The sequence below is a fragment of the Sphingomonas endolithica genome, from assembly GCF_025231525.1.
GTDB classification, from domain to species: Bacteria; Pseudomonadota; Alphaproteobacteria; order Sphingomonadales; family Sphingomonadaceae; genus Sphingomonas; species Sphingomonas endolithica.
This window is the reverse complement of sequence record NZ_CP103057.1, coordinates 3,071,262-3,090,911: the sequence shown is the minus strand read 5'-3', so window position 1 is coordinate 3,090,911 and position 19,650 is coordinate 3,071,262. Positions and strand designations below refer to the sequence as shown.

Genomic DNA, 19,650 nt, shown 5'->3' with positions numbered 1-19,650 from the left:
TGCTAACACTCTTGCTGGAGCGAACGCTTACCGACGGCGATGTGCTCGGCCAGCTGGTCCTCGCCGGAACTCGAGTAATGGCCCAGCACATGGAGCCGACCAGGGCCGGCGAAGCCTTCCTAGAGGTGGTCCGCCGCACAATGGCGGAAATGCGACATTGATGGAGCGGTACCAGCCGAACAGTCGTTTACTCGTTGACCCCGGACAGCTTGCGTGCAGACGCCGCGTCGCTAATGTCGCGCAATGCGCTTTTTATCTTTCACCATCAAAAACTTCCGCGGTGTTCAGAACGCGAGAATTGATCTGATACCGCAAGGTGCCGGTGTTTTTACCCTGATAGGTCTCAATGAGAGCGGCAAAACGACGGTGCTGGAGGCTATCGGCACGTTTCAGCTTTATGGAGGCGACGAGAAATCGCTGTACCAAGCGAAGCCATCGCAAGTGGAACCGTCTACTTACGTACCCAAAGATGCCAAGGCCACCTTCACGGGTGATATCACGGTTGCCGCCGTGATAGAGTTCGAGGATGGAGACAAGGCTAGCTGTATAGCGTGGGCCGAAAAGGAAGGAACCATCAAAGTCGACTCCGACAGCGTTCCGGATCGCATTACAGTCACCAGAGGGTATAGGTTCAAAGACGGCGACTTAGTCGAGCCTATTCATGATTGGAGCATGATCTTGCTCGGCAAAGAGAAGGGCAATCGGAAGTTTACACCGATCGCTATCAACCATCTCGCCTGGAGAGCCTTCACGGCAATGGTTGCTGCAAAGCTTCCAGAGGTGGTATACTTCCCCACATTCCTGTTTGAACAGCCGGAGAAGATTGTTCTTAACCCTCAAAAGGGCGAGCGGCCGGCAGATCGCGTCTACAGAAAGATTATTGAGAACGTCGGAGCCTCATTAGAGCGGCCCATAAACGTGACCAATAATATTGTGAACAGGATCACCAGCCCGGAAACCGCCGGAGAGATATTTAGCGGCCTGTTCTCTTTATCCAATAACAGGCAACAGCAGATCGAATCTGCCATTAGCCAGATGTCTCACCACCTTTCACATACCGTTCTAAACAGATGGTCGAAGATATTTGGCGGCTCCACCTCAGACAAGGAAGTTCGCCTTAAACTTGGAGTAGACAAACACCCGGATGGAGAACCAAGGGTATACGTTCAGTTCAGCCTCCGCGACGGCACCCAGCCATACGATATATCCGAGCGGTCTTTGGGCTTTCGCTGGTTCTTCTCCTTTTTGCTGTTCACCCTTTATCGCTCAACGGGATCTAAAGGCCGAAAAACCCTATTTTTGCTGGATGAGCCTGCGTCTAATTTGCACGCTGGAGCGCAAACACAACTCCTAGAAAGCTTCCCAAAGATCGCCACCGCCGGAAGCCTTATTATGTATTCGACCCACAGCCATTACCTGATCAACCCGGAATGGCTTGATCAGGCGCTTATCATCTCGAACGACGCTGTGGATTATGATGACTTGAAAGCTGGGATGTACGGTGGCCATCGAACATCTCATGTAACTGCGGAGCGTTACAGATCCTTTGTGGGCTCAAATCCTGACAAGACGACATATTTCCAGCCCGTGCTTGATCGCTTAAAGGTTGTCCCAAGTAGGTTAGACGCCTTGAAGCCGTCTGTCCTCGTTGAGGGGAAGGGTGATTATCTAATTCTCGCTTATGGGCTTTGGTTGGCAGATATTGCCGGAGCTTACGCCGTCATTCCCACACGTGGGGCAGACCATTTTGATGAACTTGTGAGCATACTTCTAGGTTGGGGAGTGAACTTTGCGCTTTGTTGTGATGATGACACCCCCGGCCGTAAGGCCGTCACCGAATATACTCAGAATTGGGGACTGCCGGTGGACAAGGCATTTACCCTAGCCAAGCTCGACCCACAGCTTTCGGGAAAGACGATCGAGGGTTTCCTAGATCCTCAGGATATCGACTTGGTGAAGCAACACTTTGGACTAGTCGAGGCCCCGTCTAAAAGTCAAATTCAGCTGTTCTTCAGTGAGAAACTGGCGTCTGCTAGCAGAATAGAAGTTTCGGACGGTTTCAAGGCCAAGATTGTCAATTTCGACCGGGCAGTGCGCGAGGCTCTTACCATTAATTAGATGCTGCTCGGGAAGACATACCGCCGCGACGAAGCGCTCGCGTTTATCGTTGACCGCATCGCGATCACCGGGATCTGTCCCACCCTGGACGAGATCGCCCAGGAACTGGACGTCAGCAAGCAGCGGGTGCGCGAGCTGGTCGACCAGCTCGTTGATGCCGGCGCCGTCGAGCGGACTGTGGGCTCGCAGCGCAACCTGCGCGTGCGCAATGTCGTTCAATGCCGCTCGATGCTTGAGGTATCGTTGCAGCGTCTCGGATGGACGAGGTTCGAGACGATAGGTGAACTGGAGCCGGCTCGGTCGACCATATGCTTGCCGATGCTCGCGCCATTCGAGCATCTTCCCGACGTCGACTGACCTGCGGGCTGCCCTGACCGTGATTGAACGATGCCCGCCGCGGCCGCGGCTAAGTTACCGCGGCGAACAGCTGACGGCGTAGCGAGCTGCCCTTGAAGCGTCTAGCAGAGCGGCCTTGCGATCGGCACCGGCGAGGGCGCGGTAATCGGCGTTGGCTAGCCTCTAAGCAGCTCGACGGTCGAGTGCGACGGCGAGCAGCTGGCGGATCGCTTCAGGACGCGATGGCGAGTCAGCTTGGCGGCCGATCCAGGCGTCTACCGCTGCGAGCTGTTCCGGCTGCAACCGCAGGTTGATTGACGTGCCAACGCCAGTGGGCGCCGGACCACGACGTTTCTTTGGTGCCAGAGTATCTTGACCGTCCAGATTAACCATGGCACCAGAATAGCGAGCCGAGCGGAGGGTGCAACCTCCACCCGGCTCTGACCAACCCCGTTCTGGAGAACGAGTATGGCTTCCAACGCCCCTATCACGGGGGCGCGAACGCGCGCACCCCATATCCCTGCTGACGATGTACCGCCGCAGAACCCATCTGCGCCCGGTCCATTTCTGACCGACCTTCATGAAATTCAAATGGCAGCCGAGGCGATTAAAGCCGTGATTTTCGTGGTGGAGCTGATGCTTCAAGATCAGCGCCGCGTCATGCAGGAAGAGAACGCTTACAGCTTCCTGCATGAGAATGAGCTGTGGGATGGCACGAGAACGCTGCTCGCGATGGCGAGCGAGCGAGCAACCACAATCGGCGAACTCGGCGAGTTGATGGAGATGGCGGAGATGCGGGTGTCTGACGCACCAGCTGCGGTATGAGCGCCGATCCTCGGCTGGAAGCCGCCGCGACTCGCACGGCGAAGCTGGCGGACCTGCTAGACGCATTGGCAGATGTGGCTGCGAGCAATCGCCTGAAAGATGGCGCGCTGACCATTGCGGCCGCGTGGGCGAGTGAAACGTACCTCAAGCTCATTGAGATCGTAGACGAGCAGCGCTGATCACTATCGCTTATCAAGAGGGCTTGCCACATGATCAAAGGTCACCTAACTCCAGGTGACTTAGGGTCACAAGGAACCCCCATGCAGTCCAAGGAGCCGCTTTCCCGCAGCGGCATGACTTTCCACGCTGCTATCCCGAACGACGTTATGACGTTCTGGATTCGTCGTGGGTTGGTGCGTCCGATCGAGGCACCTTCGGGCATGGGCCGTCACCTACGGTTTGAGTGGTACGAAGCGAACATAGCGGCTCTCATGGGCCAGCTGCGTCAGTTCGGCGTGCCGATCGACGGGCTGCTTTCCATTACTGCCACGTTCCGCGACGCGATCGCTTGGGCGGACAAGTACGGCCTCTCCCGTGACGACGTGATGGCGCTATGGGCGACGTTCACCGCCCATGCTCTCAACACGAACGGCGAGGACCTTGTCGCCAGCCTGGACCTATGGAGCCACGAACGCCACGGCGCCACCCGCATCACGCCGCGCATCCGGGCGATTCACGCCTCGATGTCGACGGAGGAATTTCATCAGCACCACGACGCCTTCCTGACGATTTTCGAGCAGCCCGGGCCCGATGATCGCCGGGGGCAATATGAGCCCGATATGAGCTACTTCTGGCGTGCCGGCGATCGGTGGAGGTTTAGGCACGGACAGGGCGCTCCCCACGAGGCCCGGAACGACGGCGCGCTTGCGACCATCGCCGTTGACGTGTCCACCGTGATCTTCGACGTTTGGAACCGGCCATGAGCAGGCTCATGACGGCGAAACAGGTCGCGAGCGCGATGCTGCCCGCTGGTGCCAGCCCTCGCACCGTCGACTTCATGCGGCAGAAGGGCTTGCCCGCGGTGAAACTCGGCAAAGCGTGGCTGTACGATCCCGCTGACGTGGAGCGTTTTATCCAGGAGGCGAAGATAACAGCATGCCCCGACCGAATAGCGGTGCCTACCTCACCTTCCGCGCCGATCGCGGCTGCTATTACATCAACTGGACAGAAGACGGCCGCTCGCGACGCCGCAGCGCAGGTACGAGTGAGCGTGCAGCAGCTGAAGCGTCGCTCGCCGAATTCATCGGCGAGCGCCACAGGCGCTCGCGCCCAGCTGGCCCCCGTCATCCCGCTCAATTCCCGATCACCGAGGCCCTAGACCTCTATGCACAACAACATGCCCTTACGACGGCCGCTCCGGAACGAATCGCCTACGCCATCGAGGCGCTGCTACCCTATTGGCAGGAAAGTGCGGTCGGCGACGTTACCGACGAAACGTGTCGCGGCTACACGAGCTGGCGTGCCCGATCGGCAGGCACGGTGCGCAAGGAGCTTGGGGTGCTGCGCGCAGCCATCAACTTCGCGCAAAAGCGCGGTCGTATCACCACCGCGCCGCATGTGCTGCTGCCTGACAAACCGGAGGGTCGGCAACGATGGCTAGAGCCTTGGGAAGCCGCGCGCCTGGTCGCGGCCGCGCGGCGGGTGCGATCGATAGCAGGGAAGGACTACGCGACCAGCGCGCGGGGCTACCTGCCGCTATTCATACTGCTGGCGCTCTACACCGGGGCGCGGAAGGAAGCGCTTCTCTCGCTGCGTTGGCCGCAGGTGGATCTCGACCGGCGGCAGATCGACTTCAATCCGCCCGGCCGCAAGCGCACGAGCAAGGGGCGAGCGGTCATTCCCATTCCCCGGCGGTTGATGGTGCTGCTGCGCCTCGCGCGGCGGCGGGGGACGGACCTCGGCTACGTGCTTCAACAGGACGGGGAACGAATCCTGGACGTGAAGCGGAGCTTTGCGCGAGCGTGTCGCGACGCGGGCTTAGCCGGGGTGACACCGCACACGTTGCGGCACACGTGCGGGACGTGGAAGGCGCAGGACGGCGTGGATTTGTGGCAGGTCGCCGGTTGGCTCGGCCAGTCCCACGCTCGCACGACCGAGCTCTACGCGCACCATCACCCGGCCTATTTCGAGGCGGCATTAAAGGCCGCCGATCGGCGGCGAAAGTGACCGTGGGCGAGTTATGGGGGCGTTACGTACGTCGATTCACGGCATGTTCCCGCTTTGTAACGTGTCCAACGGGGCAAGAAACCGCAGAAATCCGCGCGACTGGTGTTCTCCGAAGGCAGAGGCCACTGGTTCGAATCCAGTCGGGTGCACCAATTTTATCAGTCAGTTACAGTTAGACGAGGCGACGCTTTTAGCGTCAACTCACCAAATACTCACCGAAGACGGTGGTAAAGCAGAGCGAATCGTAGCAGCCTAGCGCGGAAGGTCCGGGTACGGATTGGCCAGATATTGAACTTCAGTCATTCCAAAGGCTGGAGAGCAACCAGGCATCACGAAGATCTGTGTCTGCCGGACTGCCAAAGCAGCCGAAAGGCAGCAACTTTAAAGCAATGCCTCGTTCTGAGCTAACTATCTTCGTACGCGGATTGCGGGCAAACGCTCCGACGACTGACGGAAGCGGAATTCAACGCGTAGCTCAGCCAATGACGTTAATGGGTGGAAAGCAGCCTGGCCGCTTTCGGACGGCGAGCCAGCCTAAGCGGACCTTCGTTCAAGCGGCGGGCCGTGAGCTCTAGCGCTTGTCACTCGGTGAAAAATATCGCCCGTCCGCTTTCGGGTGCGCAGATGATGTTATCGGCCGTTTGTTCAGGCTCACCCGGTCGGCGGTGATGCAGTATGATGGTTCTCAATCGAGTGGTTCGCAGATGGCGAAGACCACTGCACTTCAAGAGTCAGTGAGTTCGACAACCTCGAATTTAAAGCCCTCCAGCCGCGCTGCTTTGCCGCCTCGTTTGTCGCCGACTGTTTACGACCCGCTTCCTTGAGCGAGCCGCAGTGACCCCAGAAAACCTCGGTGTTGCCGTTCTGAAGATGGGCGACGATCCGCCAGAAGTGGGTAGATGGACCGGCAGTGGGAGCGATTGTTTTCACAAAACCATCGGCCATAGTCGCGGTCAGATAGCGCTTCTTCTTGGCCATCGTGCATCATAGAACCAATGCCGTTTGCGGCTAGCCTTTTTGCATCCAAGGATGCCGCCTGCTCCGTAACTACCGGTGCCCGAAAGCTCGCTTGCCATTCATCCGTGGCGCATCCGCCAATTGAACACATGAGCTGACGCAAGCAGCAGGCTTCCAGCGACCGTGATCGGAGTCTCGAGCGACGAAGCACCCAGCATGAACGCGGCAACGACAAGGAACACCAGACCAGTAGCGCCGAGCATTGCAGGGAGGACGCCTCCGTGCGCGGCCATTCCCTTGATGAGGGCCAGACTGGATGCTGGCACGGCGATTGCCACCATGAACCCGTGAAAGCTCTGGGGGAGCGATATGAAGCGTGATAGCGCTGGCAAGGCGGCGAGCAATAGCGGCAGCGCGAGGCAGTGTACTAAGCAAGCAAGCGACGCTCCGACAGCCGCGCGTTCCAGCCAATCGATCTTGCCGTCTGCCGTTAGTTTTGCCTGTATCATTGTGAAACCATCCTTTGTCCGGCGCATGATACAATATATCATCTAAGGCAAGGGATATTGGTTGATGCCGGTAGGTCGCGTTCAACAGCATCGCTGTGTGTCCGCTCAACGGCATGGTGACGACAGAAAGCCCCGACGAGCCAACGCTCCGATCGAGAGATGTTGTATTATTACATTGAACACGATAGCGAGCGCCCGGGTTTAAGGGGCAAAGCAATGACGACATCGAAGATTGGCCGTGCGCGCACAGCGTCCCGGAGTGGAATCGGCATCACCGCAGTGATCGCCTCGCTCGCGGCGTCGGGTGCCGCGGCACAGAACAAGGCCGAGGAACAAAACTCGTCGCCCACAGGCCGTAAGCTCGGCGGCGTCACGGTAACCGCGAGCGAAATAGACGATTCCTACGCGCCGGAGGCAGCCTCGGTCGCGGGCAAATCGCCGACGGCGCTAATCGACATTCCGCAATCCGTCAGCGTGGTAACGCGCGAGCAGATCGAGGACCGAAACTTCTTCACGATTGGCGAAGCGGTGCAGCAGGTGACCGGAGTAACGGTGATGCCGTTCGACGGATCGAACCCCGATTATCGCGCCCGTGGGTTCGTGCTCGATTATGCCTATGACGGTATACCGTCGACCTTCTCGTCGGGTGTGCAGGAGTTCGACCTGTCGATCTACGAGCGGCTGGAGATACAGCGCGGGCCGACCGGCCTGTTCCGCGGCTCGGGCTCGCCCGGCGGCACGATCAACCTAGTGCGGAAGCGCGGGCTTTCGGAATTTGCCGTCGCGACCGCACTGTCGGCGGGATCGTGGAACAACTATCGCGGCGAGTTCGACGTCGGCGGGCCGGTAGATGCGGCCGGACGGCTGCGAGTACGCGCGGTCGCCACGTATCAGGATCGCGAGTTCTTCCAGGAAAAATCCAACACGCAAAAGCTCGTCGCCTATGGTGCGATCGACTTCGATGTGACGCCCTCCACAACAATCGGCGCCTCGCTGACGTATCAGGACAATGTGGCGCACACGCCGCAAAATGGCCAACCCGCCTTCAGCAACGGTCAGTTCCTGAACTTCCCGCGCTCGTTCCAGCACCTGCCGAGCTGGAACCTGTTCAAGGACAACACGGTGGAATATGCCGGCGAGGTCGAACAGCGGGTCGGCGCCTGGTCGCTACGCGTGCGCGGCCTGCAGCGCGATGGTGAGAAATTCTACACTGACGCCTTTGTCAGCCCTGGCACTGGCGTCGACCCGAAGACGCTGACCGCCACATACAATCGCCGTCGGGCGGAAGGTGAGGGCGACAAAACCGCGCTCGATGCTTATGCGACGGGACCGTTCAGCCTGCTGGGGCGCCCGCACGAACTTACGGTCGGCTACAGCTACGACCGGCGCTACGGTACCAATTACTTCCTCAACGGCACGCCCGTGCGCAATGTCTCCATCTTCAACCCGGAGGTGGTCCCGCTGCCGCTCGATCCCTATGCCACCGGCTCCATCAGTGTGGTCGAGCAGAGCGGATTCCACGCGCAGGCGCGGCTCAACATCCTGAAGCCGCTGACCATCGTAATCGGCGGGCGGATCAGCGATTACACCAACAAGAGCAGGAACGTCGCGCCCTCAACGCCAACCGCGTACAAGACAAGCTCGCAGGAGAAGGGGCAGTTTACGCCCAGCGTCGGCGCGGTGCTGCACCTGACCGGCAACGTCACCGCCTATGCCAGCTATTCCGACATCTTCATCCCCCAGTCCCAGCTGCAGCGTGACGGGACGGCACTCGATCCGCGTGTCGGCGCGCAATATGAGGCCGGGCTGAAGGGCCGCTTCCTGGATGGCAAGCTCAACACCAGCGCTGCGGTCTTCGGCAGCAAGGATAAGAACCGCGCGCTCGTCGATGCTGGTGCTACCGGCTTCTTCCTGCCCGCCGGTGAAGTCAGCATAAAGGGCTTCGAGTTCGAGGTCGCCGGCAGCCCCGTTGCAGGCATGGACATCAATCTCGGCTACACCAACCTCAAGACCGAGTTTGAGCTGGGGACGGCGGCGCAGACCGGCGCGATCTTCGACACCTTCGAGCCGCGTCACCTGTTCAAGGGCTATATCCGTTACGAACCGCCAGCACTCGGCGGGGTCTTCGCCGCGGCCGGCGTGAACGCGCAGAGCAAGGTCCTGGGCGGTGACACGACCGGCGTGCGCCAGCAGCGGGCGTTCGCCATCGCTAATGGGCAGGGCGGTTTCCGCTTCAACGATGGGCTCAGGCTTTTCGCATCGGTCAACAACCTGTTCGATCGCAGATATTACGCGCGGATCGGATCGCTCAACACCTACAATTTCTATGGCGAGCCACGAAACGTGCTGGTGACGCTCAGGGCGCGCTATTGATTATGGCGGCCAGCATGATCCCGGTCGTCGCGCACCAGCAATGGCGATTGCTGGTGCGCGACAGCCGGCTTGCGATTCTCGGCTGCGCTTTGCTCATCGTCCTGCTGACGGTGCTCGCCACGGGCGCTGCCGGCACGGTGGCACGGGAGGCGGAGCGGGCGGTCGCGCAAGCGGAGGAGGCGCGGGTCTGGGCATTGCAGGGCGACGCCAACCCGCATGGCGCGGCTCATTTCGGGCGATACATCTACAAGCCCCGCTCGCCGCTGGCGGCGCTCGATCCCGGGCTGCTGCCTCAACTGGGCTCGGCATTGCGGCTGGAGGCGCACGCGCAGAACCCCGCGAGCATTCGTGCGATCGATGGTGGGGTCGCACTCGATCGCTTTTCCGGGCTTACGCCTGCGACGATGCTCCAGGTGCTCGCGCCGTTGCTCGTGATTCTCGCCGGGTTCGCCGCCTTTGCGGGGGACGGCTCGCGCGCGCTGCTCAAGCAGGAACTGGCGTCCGGAACCGCGCCGTCAGTTCTCCTGGCCGGAAGGCTGATCGGGCTGGCAGGCATGATCCTGCTGGTGATCGCCATCGTCTTCGCGACCGGATTGGTCGCGGTGCTGGTCTCGGGTGGCGCTGTGTCCGACGTGGCTGCGTTACTGCTAATGAGTGCGGGTTATGCATTCTACCTCCTGATCTTCGCGGCACTGACTTTGGCAGCCTCCGCTGCGCTGCCATCCGGCCGTACGGCGCTAGTGGCGCTGCTGACTTTCTGGGCTGTGGCGACGTTGTTCGTGCCCCGTATTGCGCCTGCCATCGCCGAGAGCCTCCGCCCGACGCTTTCCGGCCCGGCCTTCGAGGCTGCGGTGACTGAGGAGGTGCGGAAAGGGCCGAGCGGCCATGACCCTATGGACGCGCGGCTGGAACGGCTGAAGGCGGCGACGCTGAAGCATTATGGCGTCAACAAGGTCGAGGACCTGCCGGTGGATTTCGGCGGCATCTCGCTCTTGCATGGTGAGGCGCTGTCAACCTCGATCTACCGGCGCTATTTCAACGCACTCTACGGTGGATATGCGGCACAGGCTCGGATCGCCCGTGCCTTCGCCGCTATCTCGCCAATGATGGCGATGAAGCCGCTGTCGGCGGCGCTCGCGCGCAGCGATCAGGCCGCGCATCGCAGGCTGCTGGAAGAGGCCGATCGCTACCGCTTCGATCTGGTACAGCGCCTCAATCGCGACATCATCCGCAACCGCAAGACGCTCGATACGCCATATATGGCGAATGTCGCCGCGATCACGCAGCATGCGCGGTTCACGCCTCGGCCCGAGCCGCTGTCGACGGTCGTGCTTCGGCAGTTGCCCGATTTGGCGATCCTGGCGACATGGGCGCTGTTCGCGACGCTGCTCGCGCTCGCTGCAAGCCGCCGACTGCGGAGGGCGGGGGAATGAGTCCGCTGCACACAATCGCCCGGCTCGAGTTGAAGCGCAGCTTTCGCGACCGTGCAGTCGCCGCGCTGATCGTGGTCTTCGCGCTGCTTGCGGCCTACGCTGTTCACGGCGGCGCACGCTGGGCCTCGACCCGCGCCGCAACCATCGCCACGGCAGTGAACGAGGCGGACGAGACGATGGCGCTGCGCCGCGCCGATTTCGTTATGAAGGTCGCCGCAGGGGAGAAGCCTGCCTTCGGGCTGATCTATGCCACGGCGCTTCCGTTTCGCGCTGGCCTTCCTAATGCTCCACTCGCCGCCTTGTCGGTAGGCCAGGCGGAGACCTATCCCGCGGCGGCGGTGATCCAACCTTTTATCGATCCCGCGACGATCTTCGATCGCTTCAGGACCGGACTGGAAAGTCCGGCGGTGCTGAATGCCGGACGGTTCGATTTGGCATTCGTGATTGTCTTCCTGCTGCCGCTGCTGCTGCTCGCCGGCACCTATGATCTCTGGGCGCGCGATCGGGAGAGTGGCAGCGCGCGGTTGCAGCTTGCCCAGCCGGTGCGCCCGCTTGCGCTGCTTGCCCTGCGCGCGGGCATTCGTGGCGGTGTCCTGCTGTTGCCGATGACAGTGATTGCCACGCTGCTGCTCGGTCTGTCGAGTAGTCGGGACCCGCGGGGGCTCGCGGGCTTTGCGGTCGTCGTCCTCGTCTATGGCGCCTTCTGGGTGCTGCTCGCGCTTGCCGTGAACGTGTTTGCACGCACCTCGACCGCGGCGGCTCTCGCCTGTGGCACGGCCTGGCTCGTGATCGTGCTACTGCTTCCGGCACTTGCGGCAACCACGACATATCTGCTCGCGCCGCCACCATCCGCGCTCAAATACACCAACGATGTCCGTGCCGAGGGGCTGGCAGTACGCGCGCGCAACCTCGCAGCGGCAAGCGCTGCGGCGTCGCGAGCAGCGGTTACATCAGCCGAGCATGCCTATCCCGAGCTGTTGTGGAACCAGCGGCGCGAAATCGGCGAGCGCGATGCTCGACTGGCGCCGATCCATGCCGCGTTCGCTCGGGCGCACACTGCACGGCGGGGGGCGGGCAACGCCGCGCGTTTCGTCTCGCCCGCGGTGGTGGCGCAGGACGCGCTTGATCGTCTGGCTGGCACCGACGCCGATCGCGCGGTCGCCTTCCAAACGCAGGCCACGACTTTTGCGGCCGCCACGCGCGCGCTGGCGTTCGACTGGATGGATCGCGATCGGCTGATGACGCTCGCCGATTACGATGGCGGCTTGCCGCGCTTTACCTTTGTCGAGCGCTCGAGCGGACAGATGCTGGCGCTCGACCTTGTCGCAATCTCGGCCTGCTGCGCGCTCGCCTTCGCCATCGCGGCGCTGGGCCTCCGCCGACCCGGCTTCATCGGCTCATGACGGACAATTCACATGCTTGAAGCTATCGCGCTCACCAAGGATTTCGGCACACATCGGGCGCTCGACGGCCTCGACCTGACCGTTCTCGCCGGAGAGATCATCTGCCTGCTCGGCGCCAACGGCGCGGGCAAGACGACCACGATCAACCTCTTCCTTGGCTTTCTGGAGCCGACGTCGGGCGAGGCGCGCGTCGATGGCGTCGATGTCCGCGCTGATCCCGTCGGCACCAAGCGCAAGCTTCTCTATGTGTCCGAGCAGATCGCGTTGTTCGGCGACCTGACGGGACACGAGAACCTTGCCTATTTCGCGGCATTGTCGGGCATCGAGGATGGTTCCGCCGCTCGACTGCGCGAATGCCTATTGCAAGCCGGCCTACCGGCGGAGGCGATCGATCGCCGTGCATCGGGGTATTCGAAGGGCATGCGGCAGAAGGTGGGAGTCGCCCTTGCGCTGGCCAAACGTGCGCGCGCGTTGCTGCTCGATGAACCCACGTCGGGGCTGGACCCGCAGGCGTCGGCGGATTTCCATGACCTGCTGGTCCGCCAGCGTGACGCTGGTGCTGCGGTGCTGATGGTCACACACGACCTGTTCCGTGCGCGCGAAGTCGGTACCCGGATCGGGCTGATGCGGGAGGGACGGCTGCAACGCGTCGTCGTCGCCGCCGACATTACCGCCGCCGAACTGGAGGACCTCTACCTGGAAGAGATGGGCCGCCGGGCGGCGGCCTGACGAAGTTCGGCCGCATGTCAGATCACACGCTACTCGGAACGCAGGAGCGCTATCAGCCGCAGCGATCGGAACGTCTGCCCATGCTGATCGCGGTCGCTGCCTTGCATGTCGCGCTCGTCTCAGTGCTGGCCCGACTGCTAGTCGTCGACGCGGCACCGCCAGCACGAACAGCACCCCTCGTCATGGAGTTGATCGCGCTAGCGCCACCGGCATCATCGCCCGACAGCCTGCCCACGCCGGCCACTCCGCGATCGGTCGCGCCGATTGTCTCCCCGCCGCTGATCGTGCCGGTACCGCAGCCACTTCCCCAAGTGGCGACTGCGTCCGCGCCGCAACAGTCCCTGGCCACGAACGCGTCTCAACGTTCACCTGCGCCTGCCGCAGCGCCCGCATTCACTGCTGCCCCGGCATCGGCTCTACCAGCGCCGATCGTCCCACCTGACGCCTTCGCCGCTGGATTGGACAACCCCGCACCCCGTTATCCGCTGGAGTCCCGCCGCCTCCACGAACAGGGCACGGTCGTGCTCAGCGTCGAGGTGACATCGCAAGGCCGCGTCGCCAGCGTCAATATAGCTCGCAGCAGCGGCCATATCCGCCTCGATCAGGCAGCATTGAATATCCTCAGGTCCTGGCGCTTCCAACCCGCGACACAGGCAGGCAAAGCCGTGAGCGCGCACGGTATTGTAGAGATACCATTCGTGCTCACTCGCAGGTGACGGATTTGCCGTCGAGCTTTGCGGATGTGAGCGACCACGGAGCCATTGATGATCCATCAGGCCGTGGACAACGCCAGCTACTTTCCGCCAGACATTGTCATCAGGCGGCGAGCGCAATCCGTGACGCTTTTAGAATGGCAGTATGCCTTGATTGAATCTGAAAGCCGACAGTCAGCGGCCAGCTCCAGCCCCACCTGAACCAGCGGCCGGTGTTGGGAAGTGCTCATGCGTTCGCGAATGTCCGGCACTGGGGTCGTCGGGGCGAAGCTTCCGGCCCAGTCACGCTCCAAAGTCCATCGTCTAGCTCGCGCCCTCACCCGCCTTGATGCGAACGTTTCAACGGGAGACCGACTGGACGCGAGCCGCGACTAAGAAGGCTAGGTCCCAAACGATCGTACCACCAACGGCGTGATGCTCGTCCGCGATCCGCTGCGCCAGCGTCTCGGAATCGATCTGCTCAACGGTAGCGATGCCGCGCTCAACTATTCGCGGCAACATCGCCTGCGTGAGTGCCGGCAGGAAGGAGGGCTGATTAGGATGGAGCAATATGGCCTCGCCGCGCACGTCCTCGACGGAGAGCCCCAAATGCTGCATCAGTTCGGCGAGCCGGAGCGCCAACCCCACATCGCCTCCCTCCGCTGCAACCGTGCTCCAGTTCCAATCGTACAGCTGACGGTGCAACGCGAGATTCCCAAGTCCCGCGGGGAGGCCGGCACGTGCGTGTTCCTGAAACGCCAGAACCGCGTTTGGGTTGGCGAGCGCTGCCAACCGCTCCAGGGTCGTGGCGGCATCCGGCAGGTACATCAGCACCCGACGCCCGACGATTGCATCGAAACGGCCTAGGTCGGGCAAGTCGCTTGAAAGATCGACCGCCCGGTACTCGATCTGCGCGGCACCCGAGTGCGCGTCGATCTTCTGCGCCATCGCCAGCGCCTGTTCGCTTCGATCGATCGCGACGACTTTGCCGCCTGGTCCGGCAAGCTCAGCCACATACCGAGTGAGGTCACCGTTGCCGCAACCGACATCAAGCACCCGCGCACCGGTAGTGATGCCGATGCCGCCGAAGAAGTGGGCGCTGGGAGCATTGGCCGGGTTGGGCGCGGAGCGCAGAAGTGCGTGAGACATTGTCTCATCATACCGAAGGCTCCGCGCAAGCCAAGTGCATTAGTCCGGCAGAGCGACCGCCAAAGGTGGACATCACATTGTGAACGCCCGCTCTTCGCTTTGCTCGCTCGAGAAGCGCCTGACGGCTAGTTGCCGACCTGCGGCGCACAGTCGGCACGTTGGGATATTAAACCGGTCGTAGTTCCCAAGATGAACAAGCGTCGGAAGTTGGGTAGCGGCAAACCTGCCCTGAGTGGCGGATTGTGGGTCTACGCGACCAACTTTTGTGCCACCGTAAGTGACCTAATCAGGGGTTCGAACCCGTTCCCGCGCTACCTCGGCACTCTCGGCTTTTAGAGGTCGTGATACTGGGCAAACCTCCTGCACAAAGCCGTGCAGCGTATTGGTCAGATTATCCGGCACCAGTCGATAGTAGACGAACTGCCCACGCTTCTCGCTGCTGACCAGGCCTGCGTTCTCCAGCACCGACAGGTGCTGCGACACTGCCGGCTTGGACATCTCGAAACGCGACGCGATCTCCCCGGCGCTGAGTTCGGCGTGGGCGAGATACGCGAGGATCTTGCGGCGCGGAATAGACGCCAGGGCTTCAAACACCTTCTGCATACCGGCAATTAAGCTATAAGCTAACCGCTTGACAAGTCTGATCGTGTATTTAAGCCGTGAGCTAATTACTAGGAGGGCCTGAATGAGTCACGATCATGATCGCTGCAACGTGAACACGTTGGTCGAGACACCGGGATGTAGTCCCGTCGCGGGAGCGGTGCGCTGGGACCCGGTTCATTCCCTTTGGAACGGCGGCATGATGGCCGCGTCTCTGCTCCTCGCACCCATCCTGTTTAGCTGGACCGGGCTGCTGGTCTTCGTGGTTTTGACCGGCGCCACGCTGCTCTTGGGCCACAGCGTCGGCTTCCATCGCCGGCTAATCCATCGCAGTTTCGATTGCCCATTGTGGCTGGAGCGCACGCTCGTCTGGACAGGCACGTGCGTCGGCATGAGTGGGCCGCTGACGATGGTGCGCACGCATGATCTGCGTGACTGGGCGCAGCGGCAGTCTGACTGTCATGATTATCTCGCCCACCGCAGTAGACCGCTGGTCGATGGGTGGTGGCAACTCCATTGCCGGCTCGAGCTGGCGCATCCACCGGTGTTCAACCTGGGGCGAGTAGGCTGCGATCGGTTCTACCAGTTTCTGGAGGCGACTTGGATGGCGCAGCAGCTTCCGATCGCGCTGCTGCTGTTTGCGGGAGGCGGCTGGAGCTGGGTCGTATGGGGCGTATGCGTCCGTGTCACCGCGTCGGTTACTGGCCACTGGTTCGTCGGTCATCTGGCGCATCGAACCGGGCCGCAGAGCTGGCTGGTGGCCGACGCTGGCGTCCAGGCGCACGACGTACCTTGGGCGTCGATCCCGACAATGGGCGAGGCCTGGCACAACAACCATCACGCGTTTCCGGGCTCGGCGCGGATCGGGCTCTATCCGGGTCAGAGCGACTGGGGCTACGCGTTCATCCTGTTGCTGAAGCGTCTAGGCCTTGCCTGGAGCATCGTGCTCCCCGAGCATCTAGCGCGGGGAAAGGCGCTGACCCACGTCGGGCCGGCGAACCTTCACGTGTCGGGCGTTTCGACTGTTAACGGCGAAGGCCTGAGCGCATGACAAGGCTCACCTCATTTGGGGGCCGCACCGCGCCGGTCACCTATGCCCTTACAGCACCAGCGCTACTGGCGTCGCAGCATCTTGCTGTGATGCTTGCGTACCAGCTGGGGGGCTGGCCATTGGTCGTCGACACCGACTTCTGGGTGCTGCCACTCCGCCGGCTAGCATTGATGCCGAACCTCTCGGCAGGGGCGGCGGCACTGACGTTCGCGTTCAGCTTGCTGGTTGCCTGGGGGCTAGCGCTGCTGTCCTTCCGGCGCGCTCGATGGTCGGGCAAGGGCTACTTGATTGCCGCGCTGGCGATCGTGCCAGGCGTGCAGGCGGCGGCGATCCTGCTCCTTGCCCTGCTACCGCGGTTCTCCAACGCGCGGAAGCGGATCGGCTCGGACACCGTGCCGGAGAGCGAGCTGGAGACCGGGACGGATGTTGCGCACGTCGTGCAGGGCGTGCTCGCAGGCGTCACCATCATCGTGGCCGCTGTGCTTGTATCGGCGGTGACGTTCAGCGCTTACGGCTAGGGCCTTTTCGTGATGACGCCGCTGCTCGTCGGGATCACGACAGGGTTTCTCGCGAACCGGCGGACCGTCATGAGCTCGGGCCGCACTCGCCTCGTCGTGCTGGCGGCGGCGGCGCTCGGCACGGTGGCATTGGTGATGTTCGCGCTTGAAGGCGCAATGTGCATTCTGCTCGCGGCCCCGCTCGGCGCGGTCGCGGCGATGATCGGCGGCGCAATAGGGCGAGCGATTGCGCGGACGAGGCAGTCCGGGAACCAGCCGCTGATGGGCGTGGCCCTCCTCCCTGCTCTTTTCGCGATCGAGGCCGCGATACCACCTGCTGTGCCCATCACCGGCCGGGCTACGATCGACATCGATGCACCGCCTTCCGCGGTATGGGACGCACTCACCAGCAGCGCACCGATTGCTGTCGGACCCGGCCTCATCGGTGCGACGGGCCTCGCCTATCCGGTTCGAGGGCGTCTGCTCGGGGCCGGCGTCGGGGCGATCCGACTGGGCGAGTTTTCGACGGGCATCGCCCGTGAGCAAGTCACCCAGTGGGTGCCGGGCCGTCGCCTCGCGTTCGTGGTGCTCCGCCAGCCACCAGCGATGGAAGAGATGAGTCCATACCGCCGCGTATATGCGCCGCACGTCAGGGAATACTTCGATACCGGCGAAACGCCCTTCTCGCTCATTCCGCTACCTAGCGGCGGCAATCGGCTAGGAATCACGTCGGTGCACCTGCTGCACATCGACCCAGTACTCTACTGGCAACCGATCGCGCAGCTGGCGATCCGCCTCAACTTGTCGCGAGTTCTAGACGACGTTCGAATAAAGGCAGAGCGTAATCCAGTCGCCCGCTGACCTGAATGAACGTCCGAAGCTGGGCACCGGATAAGCGGCCCGGAATGTCGGTTTGTGGGTCGTTACTGACTTTCGGACGTCATCAATTAACGGCGGGTTGCGGCCATGCCTAAGCGATGACGATCAGATCAGCTATCGCCTGAACGGCTCGCATGCAACGCCGTCCCCATCCCCGTCCATGTGAGCGCCATAGCCTGATTGCCCGCGCCGCAACGGAGTGGCGCCAGCCCGGCGAGCCTCGGCACAGTTGCGATAGCTCCAGCCTGCCCCCGTCGCTGGTGGCGCTGGACGAGTGGCGCGGAAACTTGTCCGACGAGATGAATTCGGAGCACCTTTAAGCGGCTTGGCGATACCACATTCCGTCCCGATCTCACCGAGCAGGTCCCAGTCAGAACGGTAAATTGCGTGCCCGCCGGCAAGCTGCGCGCAGGACAGATCTACGCCATTGACCCGCACCCGAGCCAGTGTGCGATCGTAGCGATCGTAACCCTGGCGGTCGATCTCCACCATTCCACGGGATGCAGCTGCCAGTGCCGCCATTGACGCCATCGGGTCTCCGGGAGCGCAACTCCGCTCTTCTTGGCAGTGGCCGGGCAATTCGGGCGCATCGATGCCGATCAGGCGAATTCGCTCCTCACCACAGCGTAGGGTATCGCCGTCAACAGCGATCAGTGTGCAGGCGAGCGCAAGGAACAACATAATGGTGATACTGGCAGGTCGGTCTTAACGGGACGTGTGATGTGCCGGACGAGCCGCATAAGTAAGCCAGGAGGGTTGGCTGGCCCCTCCCGGGTCGCAGGAAACGACATAGATTGCGGGGACGGTTAGGTCCGATGTTTGGAAGCGGTCGATTTCGCGTACCGGCCGGCCATACGCCCGGCTGGGCCATACGCCCACGTGAATGGATGTCTGGTTGCGGAGAGAATCGATACGCGGCTGAGTGTCTGCAACTGGGTCGGAATAGCATCCGAGACCACCGAAGGGCTGTCCCGGGCATTCGCCGCGCCGCGGCTTTTATGAGCCGTTGTGCTTTGCGCCGATCGGGTGGAACCGCACGAAGTCTTCGCCGATCGCTCGACCGAGCATCTCGCTGTATGCTACGTATTCCGCAGTACCTGGCGCGATCAGCCCCGTCGCCGGCGTCTCGTTCGCGGCCACCTTGCGCAAGGCGACCGGGCAGCTCGCGGGGATCAATTGTGCGCCCTGGCCCGACTGTAACGTGGTCAGCAAGCCGTAGAGAATTGCCTGGGCGTTCGGCCGCGCCAGGATCATCAGGCGGTGTTGGCCAAGCGTGTTGGTGACCAGATAGATATAGCCCGACAGGTTGGGCATCGAGACGTTGCCACTCTGTTCGAACCGCGCGTCGACCCGTTCGGACTCGGCGAAGGCCAGATGGCCTTGTTCGTCGAGCCAGCGGACGGTGGTGACATAGGCATAGACCGCGCCAGCCGTGCCGAAGCTCGGGCGCAGCGTGAGATAGCGCCCCTCGACCCAGCGCACGGCCGACCGGGCATAGGCGCCCATGCTTTCCGGCGCGGTGTCGGGGGCAGGGGCGATCGTCGCCCGGGCGGACGGCCGCAGCATCAGGTCTAGCGCCGCTTCGATCCTAAGCGTCGTGGCGAGCGTGAAGGGGCGCGTGCCGACCAACGCCTTTTCCAGCGTCGACAGGCTGATCCTCGCCATGTCGGCGAGCGCCTGGCGCGACAGGCGGCGGCGCGCGATCTCCTCGCGCACGCGCTGCCCCACCGCGCGGCTTTCCGTCTCGATCAGGTCGTCGTCGCGCATCGTGCCTCCTTACCGGACAAATCCGCACATACCAACACGGCGTGCCCGCGCAGCGCGGACACGCGCGCACCGCACGGCGGCGCGTGGCGGAAAGAGGTCGATCTTGCTCGTGGCTGTCCGGCATCGGCTGCGCATAACGACAAGGCTCTCACCGAAGATGGAGCCC

The 19,650-nt window shown here is 62.3% G+C and carries 19 protein-coding genes and 1 pseudogene; 14 read left to right on the top strand and 6 right to left on the bottom strand.

The genetic code is table 11. The features are described from left to right. Positions 1-243 precede the first annotated feature (243 nt). From NV382_RS14565 to NV382_RS14540, 6 genes are all read left to right on the top strand, one after another. Positions 244-2,118, top strand: a complete 1,875-nt coding sequence (locus NV382_RS14565) for an AAA family ATPase (protein ID WP_260597442.1) — start codon at positions 244-246, stop codon at positions 2,116-2,118. Continuing rightward, positions 2,119-2,475, top strand: a complete 357-nt coding sequence (locus NV382_RS14560; RefSeq protein WP_260597441.1) for a LexA family protein — start codon at positions 2,119-2,121, stop codon at positions 2,473-2,475. It begins immediately after the preceding gene. A 447-nt stretch (positions 2,476-2,922) separates the two neighbouring features. After that, on the top strand, positions 2,923-3,279 hold the full coding sequence (locus NV382_RS14555; protein WP_260597440.1) for a hypothetical protein: 357 nt from the start codon (positions 2,923-2,925) through the stop codon (positions 3,277-3,279). Further along, a complete protein-coding gene (locus NV382_RS14550) occupies positions 3,276-3,458 on the top strand; it encodes a hypothetical protein (RefSeq protein WP_260597439.1) in 183 nt (60 codons plus the stop codon). The genes NV382_RS14555 and NV382_RS14550 overlap by 4 nt, the downstream gene beginning before the upstream one ends. A gap of 81 nt (positions 3,459-3,539) precedes the next feature. Continuing rightward, on the top strand, positions 3,540-4,202 hold the full coding sequence (locus NV382_RS14545) for a hypothetical protein (protein WP_260597438.1): 663 nt from the start codon (positions 3,540-3,542) through the stop codon (positions 4,200-4,202). A gap of 172 nt (positions 4,203-4,374) precedes the next feature. Further along, complete coding sequence (locus tag NV382_RS14540) at positions 4,375-5,445, top strand: tyrosine-type recombinase/integrase (protein ID WP_260597437.1); 1,071 nt, start codon at positions 4,375-4,377, stop codon at positions 5,443-5,445. A gap of 724 nt (positions 5,446-6,169) precedes the next feature. Here NV382_RS14540 and NV382_RS14535 read toward each other — a convergent pair. Further along, positions 6,170-6,423, bottom strand: a pseudogene (locus NV382_RS14535) (hypothetical protein). Positions 6,424-6,521: 98 nt separating this feature from the next. Beyond that, positions 6,522-6,938, bottom strand: coding sequence for a MerC domain-containing protein (locus tag NV382_RS14530; RefSeq protein ID WP_260597436.1), 417 nt, complete (start codon positions 6,936-6,938; stop codon positions 6,522-6,524). Between the two features lie 189 nt (positions 6,939-7,127). Here NV382_RS14530 and NV382_RS14525 point away from each other — a divergent pair, with 189 nt between their 5' ends. Genes NV382_RS14525 through NV382_RS14505 form a run of 5 tightly spaced genes read left to right on the top strand, consistent with a single transcriptional unit; the run spans position 7,128 to position 13,565 of the window. Next, entirely contained in the window at positions 7,128-9,284 is a 2,157-nt protein-coding gene (locus NV382_RS14525; RefSeq protein ID WP_260597435.1) for a TonB-dependent siderophore receptor, read from the top strand. 14 nt (positions 9,285-9,298) lie between these two features. Further along, positions 9,299-10,717, top strand: coding sequence for a DUF3526 domain-containing protein (locus NV382_RS14520; protein ID WP_260597434.1), 1,419 nt, complete (start codon positions 9,299-9,301; stop codon positions 10,715-10,717). Further along, positions 10,714-12,120 carry a DUF3526 domain-containing protein gene (locus NV382_RS14515; RefSeq protein ID WP_260597433.1) on the top strand — a complete coding sequence of 469 codons (1,407 nt, stop codon included), beginning with the start codon at positions 10,714-10,716 and terminating at the stop codon, positions 12,118-12,120. Before NV382_RS14520 ends, NV382_RS14515 begins: the two co-directional genes overlap by 4 nt. 12 nt (positions 12,121-12,132) lie before the next feature. Continuing rightward, on the top strand, positions 12,133-12,849 hold the full coding sequence (locus NV382_RS14510; RefSeq protein WP_260597432.1) for an ABC transporter ATP-binding protein: 717 nt from the start codon (positions 12,133-12,135) through the stop codon (positions 12,847-12,849). Positions 12,850-12,863: 14 nt separating this feature from the next. Further along, complete coding sequence (locus NV382_RS14505; protein ID WP_260597431.1) at positions 12,864-13,565, top strand: energy transducer TonB; 702 nt, start codon at positions 12,864-12,866, stop codon at positions 13,563-13,565. A gap of 336 nt (positions 13,566-13,901) precedes the next feature. On the opposite strand, the gene NV382_RS14500 is transcribed toward NV382_RS14505, so the two are convergent. Both NV382_RS14500 and NV382_RS14495 read right to left on the bottom strand, forming a co-directional pair. Next, on the bottom strand, positions 13,902-14,690 hold the full coding sequence (locus NV382_RS14500; protein ID WP_260597430.1) for a class I SAM-dependent methyltransferase: 789 nt from the start codon (positions 14,688-14,690) through the stop codon (positions 13,902-13,904). Positions 14,691-14,972: 282 nt separating this feature from the next. Beyond that, positions 14,973-15,293 (bottom strand): metalloregulator ArsR/SmtB family transcription factor, encoded by a 321-nt coding sequence (locus NV382_RS14495; RefSeq protein ID WP_260597429.1) that lies wholly within the window; start codon positions 15,291-15,293, stop codon positions 14,973-14,975. 82 nt (positions 15,294-15,375) lie between these two features. Here NV382_RS14495 and NV382_RS14490 point away from each other — a divergent pair, with 82 nt between their 5' ends. From NV382_RS14490 to NV382_RS14480, 3 genes are read left to right on the top strand one after another with little or no spacing between them, the layout of a single operon-like run. Next, positions 15,376-16,341 (top strand): acyl-CoA desaturase, encoded by a 966-nt coding sequence (locus NV382_RS14490; protein ID WP_260597428.1) that lies wholly within the window; start codon positions 15,376-15,378, stop codon positions 16,339-16,341. Next, positions 16,338-16,859 (top strand): hypothetical protein, encoded by a 522-nt coding sequence (locus NV382_RS14485; protein ID WP_260597427.1) that lies wholly within the window; start codon positions 16,338-16,340, stop codon positions 16,857-16,859. The genes NV382_RS14490 and NV382_RS14485 overlap by 4 nt, the downstream gene beginning before the upstream one ends. Positions 16,860-16,871: 12 nt before the next feature. Then, positions 16,872-17,699 carry an SRPBCC family protein gene (locus tag NV382_RS14480; RefSeq protein ID WP_260597426.1) on the top strand — a complete coding sequence of 276 codons (828 nt, stop codon included), beginning with the start codon at positions 16,872-16,874 and terminating at the stop codon, positions 17,697-17,699. Between the two features lie 132 nt (positions 17,700-17,831). Here NV382_RS14480 and NV382_RS19605 read toward each other — a convergent pair whose 3' ends face one another. Both NV382_RS19605 and NV382_RS14465 read right to left on the bottom strand, forming a co-directional pair. Further along, positions 17,832-18,398 carry a thermonuclease family protein gene (locus NV382_RS19605; RefSeq protein ID WP_312026747.1) on the bottom strand — a complete coding sequence of 189 codons (567 nt, stop codon included), beginning with the start codon at positions 18,396-18,398 and terminating at the stop codon, positions 17,832-17,834. 315 nt (positions 18,399-18,713) lie between these two features. Beyond that, positions 18,714-19,484, bottom strand: a complete 771-nt coding sequence (locus tag NV382_RS14465; RefSeq protein WP_260597425.1) for a helix-turn-helix domain-containing protein — start codon at positions 19,482-19,484, stop codon at positions 18,714-18,716. Positions 19,485-19,650: the final 166 nt, after the last annotated feature.